This window comes from Chryseobacterium aahli, from assembly GCF_022699665.1.
Classification (GTDB): domain Bacteria; phylum Bacteroidota; class Bacteroidia; order Flavobacteriales; family Weeksellaceae; genus Chryseobacterium; species Chryseobacterium aahli.
In genome coordinates this window covers 263,188-279,846 of sequence record NZ_JALDNB010000007.1, presented here as the reverse complement: position 1 = coordinate 279,846, position 16,659 = coordinate 263,188, and the positions used below count along the sequence as shown (strand labels likewise).

Annotated in this window: 16 protein-coding genes; 9 read left to right on the top strand and 7 right to left on the bottom strand. The window is 35.4% G+C overall.

The annotated features are described in order from the left end of the window. Positions 1 to 24: 24 nt before the first annotated feature. A complete protein-coding gene (locus MQX03_RS12930) occupies positions 25 to 1,566 on the bottom strand; it encodes a glycine--tRNA ligase (protein ID WP_242803567.1) in 1,542 nt (513 codons plus the stop codon). A 283-nt stretch (positions 1,567 to 1,849) separates the two neighbouring features. On the opposite strand from MQX03_RS12930, the gene MQX03_RS12925 reads away from it, so the two are divergent. The 4 genes from MQX03_RS12925 to MQX03_RS12910 all read left to right on the top strand — a co-directional run bounded on the left by MQX03_RS12925 (position 1,850) and on the right by MQX03_RS12910 (position 4,843). Beyond that, positions 1,850 to 2,044: a DUF4177 domain-containing protein gene (locus MQX03_RS12925; protein ID WP_242803565.1), complete on the top strand. Its 195-nt coding sequence runs from the start codon at positions 1,850 to 1,852 to the stop codon at positions 2,042 to 2,044. A gap of 25 nt (positions 2,045 to 2,069) precedes the next feature. Then, entirely contained in the window at positions 2,070 to 2,765 is a 696-nt protein-coding gene (locus MQX03_RS12920; RefSeq protein WP_242803563.1) for a pseudouridine synthase, read from the top strand. Between the two features lie 361 nt (positions 2,766 to 3,126). Next, entirely contained in the window at positions 3,127 to 4,164 is a 1,038-nt protein-coding gene (locus MQX03_RS12915) for a quinone-dependent dihydroorotate dehydrogenase (RefSeq protein WP_242803561.1), read from the top strand. A 31-nt stretch (positions 4,165 to 4,195) separates the two neighbouring features. Beyond that, the gene (locus MQX03_RS12910) at positions 4,196 to 4,843 is read left to right on the top strand and encodes a DUF4253 domain-containing protein (RefSeq protein WP_242803559.1); all 648 of its coding nucleotides are present in this window, start codon (positions 4,196 to 4,198) and stop codon (positions 4,841 to 4,843) included. 1 nt (position 4,844) lies between these two features. On the opposite strand, the gene MQX03_RS12905 is transcribed toward MQX03_RS12910, so the two are convergent. Further along, entirely contained in the window at positions 4,845 to 6,089 is a 1,245-nt protein-coding gene (locus tag MQX03_RS12905) for a DUF445 domain-containing protein (protein WP_242803558.1), read from the bottom strand. A gap of 146 nt (positions 6,090 to 6,235) precedes the next feature. Between MQX03_RS12905 and msrB the strand changes: the two genes are divergently transcribed. The 4 genes from msrB (at position 6,236) to MQX03_RS12885 (ending at position 9,276) form a co-directional block, all read left to right on the top strand. Then, positions 6,236 to 6,721: a peptide-methionine (R)-S-oxide reductase MsrB gene (gene msrB, locus MQX03_RS12900; protein ID WP_228446867.1), complete on the top strand. Its 486-nt coding sequence runs from the start codon at positions 6,236 to 6,238 to the stop codon at positions 6,719 to 6,721. Between the two features lie 127 nt (positions 6,722 to 6,848). Continuing rightward, positions 6,849 to 7,610 carry a murein L,D-transpeptidase catalytic domain family protein gene (locus MQX03_RS12895; RefSeq protein ID WP_242803557.1) on the top strand — a complete coding sequence of 254 codons (762 nt, stop codon included), beginning with the start codon at positions 6,849 to 6,851 and terminating at the stop codon, positions 7,608 to 7,610. 100 nt (positions 7,611 to 7,710) lie between these two features. Further along, positions 7,711 to 8,721 carry a hypothetical protein gene (locus MQX03_RS12890; RefSeq protein ID WP_242803556.1) on the top strand — a complete coding sequence of 337 codons (1,011 nt, stop codon included), beginning with the start codon at positions 7,711 to 7,713 and terminating at the stop codon, positions 8,719 to 8,721. Between the two features lie 51 nt (positions 8,722 to 8,772). After that, positions 8,773 to 9,276 (top strand): hypothetical protein, encoded by a 504-nt coding sequence (locus tag MQX03_RS12885; protein ID WP_242803555.1) that lies wholly within the window; start codon positions 8,773 to 8,775, stop codon positions 9,274 to 9,276. 92 nt (positions 9,277 to 9,368) lie between these two features. Here MQX03_RS12885 and fabF read toward each other — a convergent pair whose 3' ends face one another. The 5 genes from fabF to MQX03_RS12860 all read right to left on the bottom strand — a co-directional run bounded on the left by fabF (position 9,369) and on the right by MQX03_RS12860 (position 13,294). Then, on the bottom strand, positions 9,369 to 10,610 hold the full coding sequence (fabF, locus tag MQX03_RS12880; RefSeq protein ID WP_242803554.1) for a beta-ketoacyl-ACP synthase II: 1,242 nt from the start codon (positions 10,608 to 10,610) through the stop codon (positions 9,369 to 9,371). Between the two features lie 143 nt (positions 10,611 to 10,753). Then, positions 10,754 to 11,179 carry a PaaI family thioesterase gene (locus MQX03_RS12875; RefSeq protein ID WP_242803553.1) on the bottom strand — a complete coding sequence of 142 codons (426 nt, stop codon included), beginning with the start codon at positions 11,177 to 11,179 and terminating at the stop codon, positions 10,754 to 10,756. 9 nt (positions 11,180 to 11,188) lie between these two features. After that, entirely contained in the window at positions 11,189 to 11,794 is a 606-nt protein-coding gene (locus MQX03_RS12870; RefSeq protein WP_129535271.1) for a TetR/AcrR family transcriptional regulator, read from the bottom strand. A gap of 124 nt (positions 11,795 to 11,918) precedes the next feature. Then, complete coding sequence (locus tag MQX03_RS12865) at positions 11,919 to 12,335, bottom strand: OsmC family protein (protein WP_047443176.1); 417 nt, start codon at positions 12,333 to 12,335, stop codon at positions 11,919 to 11,921. A 92-nt stretch (positions 12,336 to 12,427) separates the two neighbouring features. Next, positions 12,428 to 13,294 carry a helix-turn-helix domain-containing protein gene (locus MQX03_RS12860; RefSeq protein ID WP_394801749.1) on the bottom strand — a complete coding sequence of 289 codons (867 nt, stop codon included), beginning with the start codon at positions 13,292 to 13,294 and terminating at the stop codon, positions 12,428 to 12,430. 238 nt (positions 13,295 to 13,532) lie between these two features. Here MQX03_RS12860 and MQX03_RS12855 point away from each other — a divergent pair, with 238 nt between their 5' ends. Continuing rightward, a complete protein-coding gene (locus MQX03_RS12855; protein ID WP_242803550.1) occupies positions 13,533 to 16,568 on the top strand; it encodes a reprolysin-like metallopeptidase in 3,036 nt (1,011 codons plus the stop codon). Positions 16,569 to 16,659: the final 91 nt, after the last annotated feature.

Below are 16,659 nucleotides of genomic sequence, written 5' to 3'. Positions count from 1 at the left end.
CCTGAAAAAATCAGGGCTTTGTAATTATATTTTAGAAAGTAAATTTCTGAAGTTCGTTTTCTCATCAATTATTCGTCTCAACTCAGAAACCGGAACTCTTTCCTGCTGCATCGTGTCTCTGTCTCTGATGGTCACCTTGTGATCTGTTAACGAATCGTGATCGATTGTGATACAATAAGGTGTACCAATCGCATCTTGTCTTCTGTAACGTTTTCCGATGGCATCTTTTTCTTCGTAGAATAAGTTGAAGTCGTATTTTAAATCGTTGAAGATATTTTCCGCATATTCTGCTAAGCCGTCTTTCTTCATTAATGGAAGAATTGCTGCTTTAATTGGTGCTAAAGCCGGAGGTAAAGATAAAACCGTTCTTTCCGAACCGTCTTCCAAAACTTCGTCTCTTAAACAATGAGAGAAAATGGATAGGAATAATCTGTCTAAGCCTACAGAAGTTTCCACAACATAAGGAACGTAGTTTTCATTTCTTTCCGGATCGAAGAACTGAAGTTTTCTTCCGGAGAATTCTTCGTGAGCTTTTAAATCGAAATCCGTTCTTGAGTGAATACCTTCCAATTCTTTAAATCCAAACGGGAAATTAAACTCAATATCCGCCGCCGCATTCGCATAATGCGCTAGTTTCTCATGATCGTGGAATCTGTAATTCTCATTTCCTAAACCAAGAGCTAAATGCCAGTTCAGACGTTTTTGCTTCCATTGTTCGTAGAATTCAAGTTCTGTTCCCGGAGCAACGAAAAACTGCATTTCCATCTGTTCAAATTCACGCATTCTGAAAATAAACTGTCTTGCAACAATCTCATTTCTAAATGCTTTTCCAATTTGTGCAATACCAAAAGGAAGTCTGTGACGAGAAGTTTTCTGCACGTTTAAGAAATTAACGAAAATTCCCTGAGCAGTTTCCGGTCTCAAATAAAGATCCATTGCAGAATCTGCAGACGCACCCAATTTGGTTCCGAACATCAGGTTAAATTGTCTTACTTCCGTCCAGTTTCTAGAACCTGTATCAGGATCAGCAATTTCCAATTCTTCAATTAATGCTTTAACATCAGCCAAATCTTCATTTTCTAAAGATTTTGCCAGTCTCGAAAGAATTTGCTCTCTTTTCGCACGATATTCCAAAATTTTTGGGTTTGTCGCTTCAAACTGAGCTTTATCGAACGATTCACCAAATCTTTTGGCAGCTTTTTCAATTTCTTTATTTTCTTTATCTTCGATTTTTGCACAGTAATCTTCTATCAAAACATCTGCTCTGAAACGTTTTTTAGAATCTTTATTGTCAATCAAAGGATCATTGAATGCATCAACGTGGCCCGAAGCTTTCCAAGTTGTAGGGTGCATCAGAATCGCCGAATCAATACCCACAATATTTTCGTTCAGCTGTACCATCGCTTTCCACCAGTATTGTTTGATATTGTTTTTCAGTTCTGCACCATTCTGTCCATAGTCATAAACAGCGGATAAACCGTCATAGATCTCACTAGAAGGGAAAATAAAACCATATTCTTTAGCGTGAGAAATCACTTTCTTGAAAACATCTTCTTGCTTTGCCATAATTTTTTTACGTCTGAAGTGCAAAAATAGTGAAAATGTGGCAAGTTGGAAACGAGATAACGCAAGTTTTTAATTCTGAAATTATTAGAAGCCGGGAACCTGCTGTCCACTATATCTTTTTTGTGACGGTCTCCTCTTCAATCCGTCCGCCACAAAAAAGGATGCCGTTACCATCAGGGCTATTAACGAAAGTATGTTCATAGAAAACAAACCTGATTGATTTCAAGTCCCCGTCAGATTTAAATTCATAAAATTTATTGTAGATTTAAAATAAAAATTTATTATGAGAAAAAAATTTGAATATAAAACGGTTATTATTGAGCCTAAAGGTTTTTGGGGAACAAAATACGACCCTGCTGAAATTGATAAAGTGTTGAATCAGCACGGAAGCGAAGGTTGGGAATTAGTGACTTCAGAAAGTAGAGATTATGGAGGAAGTTCTTATGGAGTTATTTACACTTTTAAAAGAGAGTTATAAAACTAATTATCTTTAGTTTTGCCTCATGTTAGAAATTCTTTATCGCGACGAACATCTTATTGCCATCAATAAACCTAGCGGATTACTGGTTCACAAATCTTTCTATTCGGGAGAAGCAGACACGTATGCGATTCAGGAATTGAGAAATCAAATTGGGCAAAGAGTTTTTCCTGTACATCGTTTAGATAGAAAGACTTCTGGTGTCTTGTTGTTTACTTTAGATAAAGAGACTTTGAGAATCATGAGTGACCAGTTTGCCTCACGGGAAGTCGAAAAGAAATACATTGCCATTCTAAGAGGCTGGACAAAAGACGAAGAAACAATTGATTATGATTTAGTGAATGAAAATGAAGTGAAACAAAATGCAGTCACTTATTATCAACGTTTGCAGACTTCGGAAATAGATTTACCTTTTTTAAAGCATCAGACTTCGAGATATTGCCTAGTTGAAGCGATTCCTGAAACGGGAAGATTTCATCAGTTAAGAAAACATTTTAAACATATTTTGCATCCGATTTTGGGTTGTCGAAAACACGGTTGCAATAAACAAAATAAATTATGGCTTCAAACGTTTGGTGTCAACAAAATGACGCTTCATGCCCATCAATTAATTTTTAATCATCCTGTTTCTAACGAAAGAATTACCGTAAATGCAACGATAGATGATGAGTTCAAAAGAGTAGGGGATATTTTGAAACTTGATTTGAGTTTGTATAGTTAATTATTGAATGGAATTCCTATTCTTAAATTTATTAAGCAAACGTTTTATTTTTAGAGAGCAAAGGCAAATAAATTTGCTTCGCTAAGCTATGCGCAAGCTTCATCAAATCGACTTGTCGATTACACTTTGCTCCTTAAAATTCTGCATCAAGAATAGAAATCTTTGCGTCAAAAAATATCTCGTAAATTTTGGAAATTAAGTAGATTTTAAATTTTATTCGTTGTGCTTATTCGTGAGAAAAATTTGTGCAATTTGTGTTTTAAAAAAAATTAAGAGCGACAATAATCTTCATTTAAATAAATTATCACATATCAAGAATTCATTAATTTGAAAATGATTATTTTTGTAAAACTTTTTTTCAATGTACAAATCGCTCATTCGCCCCATTCTTTTCAAATTTGACCCCGAAGAAGTTCACCACTTTACTTTTTCGATGCTCAAAAATTTCGGATTCCTCACCAAATTATTCCTCCCAAAACCTATTGAAGACAAACGTCTTGAAAGAGAAGTTTTCGGACTGAAATTCAAAAATCCGGTTGGTTTAGCGGCAGGTTTCGATAAGAATGCAGTTTTATTCAACGAATTAGGAGATTTAGGATTCGGATTTGTAGAAATCGGAACTGTAACTCCAAAAGCACAGACTGGAAATCCTAAGAAAAGATTATTTCGTCTTATCGAAGATGGCGGAATCATCAACAGAATGGGTTTCAACAATGATGGATTGGAAGCTGCGATTGAAAAACTAAAAGGCAACAAAGGCAAAATCATGATCGGCGGAAACATCGGAAAAAACACCAACACGACGCCGGAAAACTATACACAGGATTATCTCGACTGTTTCGAAGGTCTTCATCCTTATGTAGATTATTTTGTTTTGAATGTAAGCTGTCCCAACGTTGGTAGCCACGCAAAACTGGAAGATGTTGAATATCTTAGAGAATTGATTACGGAAGTAAAGAAAATCAATCAAACCAAAACCACTCAAAAGCCAATACTTTTAAAAATAGCTCCGGATTTAAATAACCAACAGCTTGATGAAATTATCGAACTGATTGCAGATACAAAAATCGATGGAATTGTGGTTTCAAATACATCCGTGAACAGAGAAGGTTTGAAAACTTCACCCGAAGTTTTAGCAGAAATCGGAAACGGTGGTTTAAGCGGAAAACCAATTCGTGAAAGAAGTACGAAAATGATCAAATATCTTTCAGATAAAAGCAATAGAGCATTTCCAATCATTGGAGTTGGCGGAATTCATTCTGCAAAAGATGCCATGGAGAAACTGTATGCGGGAGCGACTTTGGTTCAACTGTATACAGGATTTATCTATGAAGGTCCACAATTGATCAACGATATTAATCAGGAACTTTTAAAAAGAGCAAGTAGAATTTCGAAATAAATTTTATTGATTCATTTTTACTCTTTTCTGAATGGAAAATTCTGACAAATACAATCATATTTATTCAATTTCCTTAAAAACAGGAATCGAGATTGAAATTATTAAAAAACTTCAATCTGAAACGCATTCTGATCCTAAAAGACTAAAACGAGAATTCATTCCTACTATTTTAAGCCATGAAAGTTTTGATTTTAATATGATTCCGCAGGGGAAAATTGTTGAACTTCCCGGAATAAGTTTTAAACTCCCTTCAAGGGAAAATGGATATGAAATTATTTCTAAGCTGAGGAATGAATTAGATGACAAGAATTACAGAATATTTCTTGACATTTATTGGAGTGATGATATTAACGAGATTATTGATTTGTCAGTTTTGTCGTGTAGCAATGAGTTTGAACCACTAATTTATATGCAGACAAATGGAATAAATTATGGAGTTACAAATCAAAAACTTATCAATGAATTAAGAATATTAAATCAAGATTTAGGACTTAAGATTTTAGGTGCCGGAAATGATTGGTGCGAATTTGAAATTACCCAGAAACCTGACAACATGAGCAGTGTCATCAAACAATTCTTTGAATTATGTCCCGATATTGCAGATAAATATAACTATTCTGTGAATGATTTTGAGGATTATTTAAGAGAAAACAAAAGATTGTATTTGTGGTTTGATTAAATTAGATAAAAAAATGCGAAATCGTGTAAATAATCAAACCAACCAATCCTCCAACTAAAGTTCCGTTCACACGAATAAATTGAAGATCTTTTCCAACTTCCAGTTCCAGTTTTTCGCTCAACTCTTTTCCTTGCCAGTTTCCGACAGTCGAACTGATGAGGTTTCCAGCTTGATGGGTATTTTTCAGGATATATTTATAAGCGGTTACTCTTACCCAATGATCGATTTTATTCTGAAGATTTTCATCAGTTTTTAAATTTTGAGAAAACTCATTCAGGTTTTTTGTGATGTATTTCTTTAATGAAGATTCTTCTTCCTGCAATTCAGTACTCAACGTTTTTTTAATCGAAAGCCAGATATCGTTGGAATATTCATCTAGCTTGTCAGTTTTTAGAAAGTCATTTTTAATAGACTTAAATTCATCATTCCATTTCGGGTCTTCTTTTAAATCGATAGAAAAATCGTAAATCTTTTTTGTGATTAAAGTTCTGATTTCGTGATTCGTATCTTCTTCTACTTCACGGAAGAAATCCGAAAGCCCGCTCGCAATTTTCTCTGCAATTTTGTTATCAACAAACGATGGGATAAAAGAATAACTTCCTTTTTTTACCCTTTCCTGAATCATTGCATCATTCTCTATCAGATATTCTTTGATTTGCTTTGAAAGATTGGTCACGATTTTCTGATGGTCATTTTTATCTAGAAGGTAGATAATTCCGTTGCCTAAAATTTTGTTTAGCTGAATATCATCGGTCATTTCGCTGACTTTCTTGCTGATAAAATGGCTGACTTCAGAATCATCGAGTTTATTGAGGATATCTAAAATAATGTCTGAAAGATTTTTAATCAAAGCTTCCTGATTTCTTTCTTTTGTGAGCCATTCTCCGACAAAATTAGATATTTTTATTTTCTGAATATAAGGACGAATTGTTTTTGGGGAAAGGAAATTAGAAACCACAAAACTCCCCAGATTATCACCCAGCTTTTCTTTACTATTTTCAATCAAATTTGTATGCGGAATCGGAATCCCAAGGGGATGGCGGAATAAGGCGGTTACGGCAAACCAATCTGCCAAAGCTCCGACCATAGCTGCTTCTGAAAAAGCACGAACATAGCCAATCCAATGAGAGTCGTGAGTTTTTTGAAGAATGGTGGTCACCACAAAGATGATGGCCATCAAAACAAAAAGTCCTGTGGCAAAAGCCTTGTATTTATTGAGTTGTTTTCTTTTAAGTTCATCATTCATAGTCTCAAATTTAGTAAATTTGGAATTGGAAAACAGAATAAATTCAGATTGAAGATCATTGCGGATTAAAATTTGCATTCATCTTGAAGTTTTTAAAATCAATCATGAAATTTTTGATTCCCATATTGTTATTAACCTTTCTGCAAATGTGTTCGCAGACTCAAAAACCCGTCAAAATTACTCCTATGGAAAATACTGAAGCAAAAAACAATCCATATTATTCAAGAACTGACCGTACAAAACTGCATGTTTCAAACGACGAATGGAAGAAAATTCTTTCACCAGATTTATATGCTATCGCAAGGGAAGCTGCTACAGAAAGACCTTTTACCGGAAAATATAATGAATTTGATGAGTTAGGAGAATATTATTGTGCAGTTTGTGGAAATCACTTATTCCGTTCAGATTCCAAATTTTCGTCAACTTGTGGTTGGCCAAGTTTTTTTGAAGCTGATAAAGAAGGAACAGCTTACAATAGAGATTCAACTCATGGGATGGAAAGAATTGAGGTGGTTTGTAAACGTTGCGATTCTCATCTAGGTCACGTTTTCAATGACGGTCCAGCTCCTACGGGAACACGTTATTGCATGAATTCTGTAAGCTTAGAATTTGTTCCAGATTCTCAAAAATAAGAGTTTAGTATCAGATAATCATTAAGTTAAACTTTCTTAAATTCAGTTAAACTTTTGAGTTTTTAACTGTTACTCGGTTATGTTTTTATAATTTTGCTCGACCAATTTTTAATTAACATAATATTTAATGAAAGGATTTTATAGCGTATTAGGCATTGTGTATTTGATTTCTACCTCTTTTTATTTAGCCCCAAAAAAGGCAGATAATGACAGAAATACTAAAAGCACAAACAAAATAGAAACTATAATTGAGTCAAAATCTCTAAAAAATACAAACAAAGTGAGTTCTTCTGAAGAACTTTATCAATCTATCTCATTCGAAAATACCAATAAACTTCAGTTTGATGTTTTTGCAAAAGCACTACTAGGTTTTGAAAATCTTAAAAAAGCCGGAAAACTGAGTGAAGAAGCTCATCTTTTAACTATTTGTGATTTCTCATTATCTTCAAATGTCAAAAGACTTTGGGTAATTGATACTGAACAAAGAAAAGTTCTTTTCAATTCATTGGTTGCCCACGGAAAGAATACAGGTGAAGAGTTTGCAACTAATTTTTCAAATACAGAGAGTTCATTACAAAGCAGCATGGGATTTTATATCACAGAATCTACCTACAATGGCGATAACGGATATTCTTTAAAGCTTTTAGGAATGGACAGAGGTTTCAACGATGCAGCATATAAAAGGGCTGTTGTGATGCATGGAGCTGATTATGTAAGTGATGAATTTGCTGCAGCTCACAAAAGAATCGGAAGAAGTTGGGGCTGCCCGGCAATTCCAAGAAGCTTAACAGAGCCAATCATCAATACCATCAAAGGGAAAAATTGTCTTTTCATTTATTATCCTGATGAAAACTACCTTTCGTCTTCGGAGTGGCTGAGAATTTCTTAAACAAATAATTATCAAAACCTTACCTTAGTGTAAGGTTTTTTTATACACGATGTGTTGATTTATAATTATTTTTGCTAGTTTTGTTATAAACCAATAAAAAATGATTAGAAAAACAATTTTTGTAACAGCGATTATCAGTACAACTAATTTGTATGCACAGGTAGGGATTAACACAACCACGCCTAAATCTACCCTCGACATCTCTAAAGTTGCAACCTCAACCATCAATGGGTTGCTTATTCCCCGACTTACGGATACGGAAGTTACCGGAATGCCAATGAGTGCTGATCAAAACAGTATGATGGTTTATCTTACTTCAGCAGTACCCCTAGCAAGTAGAACCGGCGCTTTTATCAACATGGATTCTCCTGCTCACTATTATTACAGTGCACCAGGCAATGTTTGGCTGAAATTTGTGGATACCAATACAAAACCCACAGGTTTAGAAAGAATTACAACGTCTCCGGTGAATTTTGGATGGCGATTTATTGGAGCAACCCCTTCAAATTACGGAAGTTTAGGAAAGTATGCAGCCGACTTATCTTGGAATCCAACCGATTTAACAGAGTCATTTCCTTATCTAGGAACGTATTCAACTGCCTTGGCTTCTACATCATTGCCGGTTACAGAAATGGGAGCCTTGGGGCAGGGATCTTTTGTTACAGGCGCATATAATTCTGCAAAAGGGGGATTTTCGACACTTCTAGGAGCTTCTAACCAGTCATCATCATCCGCTCATTTCTCTGTAGGTATTGGTGGATTAAATACAGTAACTGGTTTAGGATCGGTAAGCATCGGTTCACAAAGTTCTTCTACCAACACATCCTCTATTTCCATTGGTACTTCGAATACTGCGTCGGGAAACTCAAGTCTTGTACTAGGGGTTTCGTCGAGTGCTACAAATATAAACTCCGTGGCAATCGGTCAGGGTGCCAATTCTTCGGGCCAGGGCTCTGTTGCAATTGGTGCTGCAGCCAATTCTTCGGGATTAAATTCATTCGCAATGGGAGCAGATACCAATGCTAGCGGGGCTTACTCATTTGCGATGGGGAACGACAGTGATGCTACAGGTTTATCAGCATTATCTATAGGTTTTCAAACCAATGCTTAGGGTGAGTACAGCACTGCAATAGGATTAGGAACTGTTGCGAGAAATCAAGGTGTGACGGCAATTGGAGAGTATAATACTGATGATCCTTCTCCAGAAGCGGGTTCTTCACTATTAAGATACAAAAAGCTTTTTGCAGTAGGAAATGGTAATGCCACAACACGTTCTGATGCTTTTGCGGTTCTTAGAAATGGAAAAGTAGGAGTCAATATTTCCGCTTTTGATGTAGTTTCTCAAACCAGTGATGCAGTGCTCCAGGTTAATGGAAATACAAAAACGCAGGGTTTTGTTGCAAATTTTAAAATTGGGAACACTATAGTTGCAGATGATTACACCGTGGTTTTAAATGGTAACGTAACTTTACCAGTCTCAAATGCTGCCAGTAAGGGAAGAATCGTAAATCTTTGTAGTGATGGTTCTTTAAGAACAATCACAGGTAGTATGCGAGATTCGGGAGCGGCATACCCAACAATCAATCTTGATACATCGGTGGGGCAAAGATGTATTAACGTACAATCTGCCGGTGACGGTACATGGTGGATTATCGCCAGAAATTAACAGATTTCATTTAAAGTAAAATAAATACTTTTAAACAAGAAAATTAGAAAAGCCGTTTCAATCAACTGGAAACGGCTTTTTATTTATTTTATTTAAGAAAACTTCTTAAAAATCAAAGTTGCATTATGTCCGCCAAAACCAAAGGCGTTACTCAAAGCATAATTGATTTCTTTTTCTTTAGCTTCATTAAAGACGATATTGATATCTCTCGGAATTCTCTCATCAATATTGTGCATATTAATCGTTGGCGGGATGATTCCGTTTTGAATTGCTTTAATAGAAAGAATAGCTTCTGCGGCGCCCGCTGCTCCCAATAAATGCCCGGTCATCGATTTGGTTGCACTGATATCTAAATTAGTACTCCCTTTAAAAACTTTAGTAATTGCATTTAGCTCAATCAAATCTCCAAGTGGAGTAGAAGTTGCATGCGGATTGATATAATTGATGTCTTCGGCATTCACTCCTGCTTCTTCTAATGCTAATTGCATCGCTTTTATGGCTCCTGCTCCTTCAGGATGAGGTGCTGTCATATGATATGCGTCGGCAGTCATTGCGGCACCAACTAATTCGGCGTATATTTTTGCACCTCTTGCTTTTGCGTGTTCGTACTCTTCAAGAACCAAAGAACCTGCACCTTCGCCCATTACAAAACCGTCTCTATCAGCATCATATGGTCGGCTTGCAGTTGCAAAATCGTCATTTCTTGTAGACATGGCTTTCATGATAGAAAATCCTCCAACAGAGGCAGGTGTGATTGCTGCTTCAGAACCTCCACTGATGATTACCTTTGCTTTTCCTAATCTGATATAGTTGAAAGCATCCATAATTGCGGTATTTCCGGTGGCACATGCAGAAACTGTGGTATAATTGATTCCCTGAAGACCAAACTTCATAGAAATCATTCCCGATGCCATGTTTGCAATGAATTTAGGAACAAAAAAAGGATTAAAGCGTGGAGTTCCGTCTCCTTTTGCGAATTCCATTACTTCGTGTTCGAAGGTCCACATTCCGCCTTGTCCGGTTCCCCAGATAACTCCGGTATCGAATGGATCCATCTTTTCAAAATCTAAACCTGAATCCTGAATTGCTTCCGCAGATGAATACATGGCATATTGAGTAAAAAGGTCACTTCTTTTTATTTCATTATGAGTAAGATGTACTTTCGGGTCAAAATTTTTCACTTCGCAGGCAAAATGTACCTTGAATTTTTCTGTGTCGAAATGTTTGATCAAATCTGCACCGCTTTTTCCGTTGATGCTGTTTTGCCAAAAATCTTCGACATTGTTTCCCAAAGGTGTTACTGCACCCAATCCTGTAATGACAACTCTTTTCATATATAGATTTTACTGTTGTTTTTTAATATTTATGACGTCATTTTTGTTCTTAAAACTCTTGCCGATTTCATAAATAAATATATTTTTTTAAAGGTCAAATAATAGCATCAAAACTGTGCCTAAATATTTTGCCGATTTTATGTTTAATTATTGATTTTAAATAAATTAGAAGTTCCCCTTGCAATTAAGCGTGTTTTATCTTCGTTCCAGATTTCACATTGTGCATTTACAAATTGTTTTCCTCTTTTGATGACTTTAGTTTCCGCAATGATACGGTCGTTTTCTTTTGCTGTCGAGAAATAATCTATCGCATTATTTATGGTAGTGATAAATGATTTTTCATTTAAAGAAAACATGGTTGCGCCAATAATATCATCCATAATTGCTGCAGTTACTCCACCATGAAGATTTCCCATAGGATTCAGCCATTCTGGTCTTACCGTATATTGAAATTCTATCTTTCCTTCTTCTGCAGAAAGCACTATAGGATTTAGCCAACGCATAAACGGAGAAGGGGATTCTGTAAATTCTTTCCCGATGAATGCCTGTAGTTTTGCAAGTTTATCCATAACAGTATTTTATAATGGAGTTTGTTTTATTTCCCGATCGATGATTGATATTACTCTATCTAACGCAAGATTGAGGTATTTTTCATCATCTGTAGTTTTTGATAGCAGAATTCCGCCTTCAATCAGCATGATGAAGAGTGATGCATATTCTTCAGAATTAATTTTTTTACTAAATTCCCCGCTTTCTTGTCCTTTTAAAATGATTTTAGATACGGTTTTCTTCCAGTTTTCAAAAGAAATGGCAACTTGTTTTTTAAGATTTGGGAAAGTATCATCAGATTCTGTTGCCGCATTCATAATTGGGCAACCTCCATTCGCGAAAACAAAATGCCAATTTTTTCGGTAAAAAGCAACAAATGCATAGAGTTTATCAAGTAAAGTAGGAAATTCGTCGCCAAAAGACCTCAATAAATTTTTCCCAAGAAGCCCAGAGTTAAATTTATAAACCTCTATTGCCAATTCATCTCTGTTCTCGAAATTTCCGTAAATGCTGCCTTTAGTCAAACCTGTTGCCTCAGAAATGTCAGATAACGACGTTCTTGTGTAACCCTTGCTGTTGAACAGGGCTGCCGTTTTCTCGATGATGAACTGTTTTGTCTTTTCTGCTTTAGACATTTATACAAAATGATGTGCAAATATAATAAAAATATACCAATCGGTATATTCGATTCTAAAAATAAAGTCTGAGATTCAATTATCTTCAGACTTCATATTGTAATCGGGTTAGTTTATCTAAAACTTAAGCCAAAGTTGCATTCAAAGTAATTTCAAAATTGAAAGCTGCGCTTACCGGGCAACCTTCTTCTGCAATTTTTGCATATTTTTGAAAGTCTTCTTCAGAAATTCCAGGAACTTTTGCAGTTAAAGTCAATTCAGACTTTGTGATTTTTCCGATGCTTGGGTCTAATGTGATTACTGATTTTGTCGTCAGTTCTTCGGGTGTGAAACCGGCTTGAGAAAGTTCTGCGCTCAATTTCATGGTAAAGCATCCTGCGTGTGCTGCTGCTAATAATTCTTCAGGATTTGTTCCTACACCATCTTCAAAACGGCTGCTGAAAGAATATTGAGTTTGGTTAAGCGTTGTGCTTTGAGTAGTTAAATGACCTTTTCCTTCTTTTACGGTTCCGTTCCAAACGGCTGTTGCGTTACGTTTCATAATGTTTTGAATTTTTTAATGTTAAATATTAATTGCTTTTTGATGATACAAAGATATGGAGTATAAGTTCTTCAATAAATAGATTTAAAGCATTAAATATTGTACTTTTTTCCCGACGAATAATTTTTCTTGAAATTGATTGGAGTGCTTCCTACTTTTTGGGTGAAAAGCCTGTTGAAATAGGCGGGATCTTCGTAACCTAAATCATAGCCGATTTCTTTCACTGTTTTGTCTGTATAGAAAAGAAGCCTTTTTGCTTCCAACAGAATTCTGTTGATGATATATTGATTGGGAGAATCCAGATTAAGATTTTTAAACTTGTGGCTCAGTGTTTTGGGTGCAACATGAAGCATTTCTGCATAATCTGAGACGTTATGCTTTTCTCTGTAATGAATTTCCAGGTAACGGCTGAAGTCCCTGAAAACTTCAAGTTCCTGGTGGTTGATCTTTAGATTTTCGGTTTCTATATTTTGAACTTTCCATTTTCTGGTGGCACGAATAATAATTTGTTTCAGATACGTTCTTATCATTTCTTCAGAGGAAGAATCTTTAGACTCAAGCTCATCTTTAATGTTTTCAAATAAATTCTTGATGATGTGGTTTTCAGAATCACTCAGTTCAACTTTTGGATTTTCGAATACATTGTGAAAAAGCAATCCGTCACACGCAACTTCTTTATCATGAATTTGAATACAATAAAAATCTCTGTTATAATAAATAAGAGATGCCTCGTCTGCATTTCCTTTTTTGATATCTAGAAGCTGATAAGTAATGAAAAAAAGACTTGGAGATTCTGTTTTGTAATGATTAAAATCTACGGTAAGCTCATATCCTGCGGGCAAATACAAAACTTTGATGTAAGGTTGTGATTTTAGACGTTCTACGCTTTCAAAATTATTTTGAGAGAAATGTTCAAAACCCAATTTTTTATAATCGTCCTCAAAAAATAAGTTCTTCAAAACCATACATTTTCTTTAACTGAAAGGTACAAAAAAAGCATGATGTGATAAGATTAAATTATTGATATCAGATTTGTTTGTTTTTATGAGAGTTTTGATTTATTTGATACTGCAAATTTATATTTTGTACCCTTTAAATTTAATTAAATCTAAATATATATTATATTTAGTAATTTATTTTTACTTTTGTAATATTGCATATGTGCGATATTATTATTAAAGATTCAAATAAATTTTTATGAAAAAAAGAATTTTATTAGTTTGTGCTTTGGCTGCAGGTTTTGCATCTGTTAATGCACAAAGATGGGTGCCTGCTTCGCAGAAAATTTCTGAAATACGTAAAGAAGTAGAAGTCAAATACTCCTACAAAGTAGATTTGTCTTCATTGAGAAATATATTAAAAGATGCTGTAGAAACAGGAAATGGAGCAAAGCCAGTTATTGTTTCTTTACCTACTGTCGAAGGCAAAATAGAAAAGTTTGCTGTTTACAGTGATCCAGTTGTTGAAAAATCGATGGCAGAAAGGTACCATCTGGGCTCATATGTGGGTGTGGGTGTTGATGATCCTTCTAAGTATGTAAGATTTAGTACAGCTCCTACAGAAATACAATCAATGATTATTAAAGATGGTATATTTCAGTTTTTAGAGCCGATCACGACAGATAAACAGACTTACGGTGTGTTTTATAAAACCAAAAGAACGGCTAGCGATAACGGATTTGAATGTACTACGGAAGAAAAAAACATTAAAGATATTAAGTTTCTAGAAAACAACGGAAAAAAAAATCTTTCTAACGTAGCAATTACCAGTAGGGCTCCTATCACAAAATACAGAACATATAGGTTGGCATTATCAACTACAGGAGAATATACGAAAAAATTTGATCCTTCTGGAGGAATTGTGAATACGGTAATTCAGATGAATGCTACCATGACACGTGTAAATGGTGTTTTTGAGAAAGAATTCGGGATTAGAGCAATAATTCAGGATCTTCCTAACCTTATATACACGGATCCGGCGGCAGATCCTTACACGGGAAATTTAAACTTAAATCTTCAGCAGACATTAACATCTCAAGTTGGAAATGGCAATTATGATATGGGGCACGTATTCAACGCTGCGGGAGGTAATGGTAACGCAGGATCAATCGGCTCTACTTGTGTAAATCCTGCGAATAATAATTCGTTGGCTAAAGGATCTGGATTTACTCAAAGTACAAATCCAACAGGAGATCTTTTTGATATCGACTATGTAGCTCATGAAATGGGGCACCAACTAGGAGGAAATCATACGTTCTCACATGCTACAGAAGGTTCCGGAGTAAATGTTGAACCCGGGGGAGGTACCACAATCATGGGGTATGCAGGAATCACTCAAGATAACGTTCAACTAAATTCTGACGCATATTTTCATTATTCATCAATCAATCAGATTCTTAATAGTTTAGATGCAAAACCAAATTGTGGTACATCAGAAACAATCACAACCAATACAGCACCTGCTATTTCACCACTTACTGCATACACCATTCCTAAAGGAACGGCATATTTTTTAGATGCATCTGCAACTGATGCTCAGGGCGATGTTATAAAATATAATTGGGAGCAATACAATAGTGTAGGTAATCTTGCCTCTATTTCTGGTGACAGTGGCTGGGGGTACAATACAGAAGGATCTATCGCAAGATCTTTCTTTGGAACAACAAGTGGAAGAAGATACTTTCCGAGTTTGCCCCTCGTAATGGCTGGTACGCTTACCAACAAATCAACATGGGAAACTGTTTCATATGTTCCTAGAGTTTTAAACTATGCAGTTACTGTAAGAGATGAAAATATGTTAAGACCGATGCTTTCATCACTAGAAACTACAGTTACGGTGGGTAATGACGGGCCATTTAAACTTAGTGGCCTTACCTCTTCTTCAGTACTATATAATAATGCATCCAATACCATAACATGGGATGTGGCTAATACAAATACTGCTCCTTATAATGTATCTAATGTAAAAATCGAATATACAACAGATCTTGTAAATGGAGCAACTTGGACAGAATTAGTAGCTTCAACTCCAAATAATGGTAGCTATACTGCACAAATGCCTTCAAGTTTAATGGGGGCAATTAAGCTTAGAATTACTGCAATTGGGAATGTATTTTATTCAGTATCTCCACAAATCAATGTAGGAACTGCGCCTACTTCTACTACGGCAGCACCTACGGGGGTCTCAGCTTTAAATTCTGAAATCTTAAAAACTACTGCCAGATTATCATGGAATAGTATACCTGGTGCAACATACTCAATCAATTATAGAAAAGTAGGACAAACAAATTGGGCTAATTCTACAAGTACAACGAGCTCTGTTTTACTTAGTGGTCTTGAAGATGAATCAAATTATGAAGCACAGGTTGCGGCTGTTGTAAACTCTGTACCCGGAGCATTTTCGTCAAATTATACTTTTAAAACGAAGGGTTTAACAACAGGAGTAGACTATTGTTTGATGAGTACAGGGGGAAATAATCTGAACGCAGCATATTATAGTGGATTGATACAGCTTAATTTGTCTAACCTTGCTTATTTTTCAGGTAATCTGCTAAATGCTGCAAAAACATACTTGGACTTTAGTGAAGATGCGACGAAGATTGTTAATCTAACGAAAGGAACTCAGTATACGGCAACATTCAGAAACCTAGGACATGATTTAGGAACGTATAGTGACTTTTTGGAAATCTGGATCGATTACAACAGAAACGGAGTTTTTGAAACTTCAGAAAAAGTAGGATCACATAGCGCTGTGCCGATTTTTAATGTACCGAATCAGCTGAGCTTCCATGATGGAACTATAACTTTTACAGTTCCTACTACATCATATTCAGGGGGTAAAACCTTGAGAATGAGGGTTGCAAGCACATTCTTTAATGCTGCAACAGGTCCTTGTGGAGTTTCTTCTGTCCCTGTGCAGGGAGGTGGTGTAATTTCCACTGGTGGATTCAGAGATTTTACTGTGAAAATATCAGAAGCTTTATCAACTAATGAAAATAATGCTGGTAATAAATCAGAAATCCAGATTTATCCAAACCCAGCCGATACTTTTGTAGAAGTAAAAAATCTAAAAGGTAAAGCTGATTATAAAATTTATAGTGCAGAAGGTAGATTAGTATTACAAGGTAATCTTGAAGGAAATAGAATTAATGTTGCTTCATTATTAAAAGGGATGTATGTAATTACAATTACTGATACAGTTACAACATACAATACTAAGCTTATTAAAAAATAGAAAAGCTTTAGTATCAAAATAAAAAAACCGGATAAAATCCGGTTTTTTTATTTTATAATGATTGATGGACTTCACTTTACAAAAATATCAT

Bases quoted from the DNA above. Each gene is read 5' to 3' on its own strand.
- fabF (WP_242803554.1), bottom strand. From the start codon at position 10,610: ATGAAAAGAGTTGTCATTACAGGATTGGGTGCAGTAACACCTTTGGGA.
- MQX03_RS12895 (WP_242803557.1), top strand. From the start codon at position 6,849: ATGAAAGGATTTTATAGCGTATTAGGCATTGTGTATTTGATTTCTACC.
- MQX03_RS12855 (WP_242803550.1), top strand. From the start codon at position 13,533: ATGAAAAAAAGAATTTTATTAGTTTGTGCTTTGGCTGCAGGTTTTGCA.
- MQX03_RS12925 (WP_242803565.1), top strand. From the start codon at position 1,850: ATGAGAAAAAAATTTGAATATAAAACGGTTATTATTGAGCCTAAAGGT.
- MQX03_RS12875 (WP_242803553.1), bottom strand. From the start codon at position 11,179: ATGGATAAACTTGCAAAACTACAGGCATTCATCGGGAAAGAATTTACA.
- MQX03_RS12890 (WP_242803556.1), top strand. From the start codon at position 7,711: ATGATTAGAAAAACAATTTTTGTAACAGCGATTATCAGTACAACTAAT.
- MQX03_RS12920 (WP_242803563.1), top strand. From the start codon at position 2,070: ATGTTAGAAATTCTTTATCGCGACGAACATCTTATTGCCATCAATAAA.
- MQX03_RS12865 (WP_047443176.1), bottom strand. From the start codon at position 12,335: ATGAAACGTAACGCAACAGCCGTTTGGAACGGAACCGTAAAAGAAGGA.
- MQX03_RS12915 (WP_242803561.1), top strand. From the start codon at position 3,127: ATGTACAAATCGCTCATTCGCCCCATTCTTTTCAAATTTGACCCCGAA.
- MQX03_RS12930 (WP_242803567.1), bottom strand. From the start codon at position 1,566: ATGGCAAAGCAAGAAGATGTTTTCAAGAAAGTGATTTCTCACGCTAAA.
- MQX03_RS12910 (WP_242803559.1), top strand. From the start codon at position 4,196: ATGGAAAATTCTGACAAATACAATCATATTTATTCAATTTCCTTAAAA.
- MQX03_RS12870 (WP_129535271.1), bottom strand. From the start codon at position 11,794: ATGTCTAAAGCAGAAAAGACAAAACAGTTCATCATCGAGAAAACGGCA.
- MQX03_RS12905 (WP_242803558.1), bottom strand. From the start codon at position 6,089: ATGAATGATGAACTTAAAAGAAAACAACTCAATAAATACAAGGCTTTT.
- msrB (WP_228446867.1), top strand. From the start codon at position 6,236: ATGTGTTCGCAGACTCAAAAACCCGTCAAAATTACTCCTATGGAAAAT.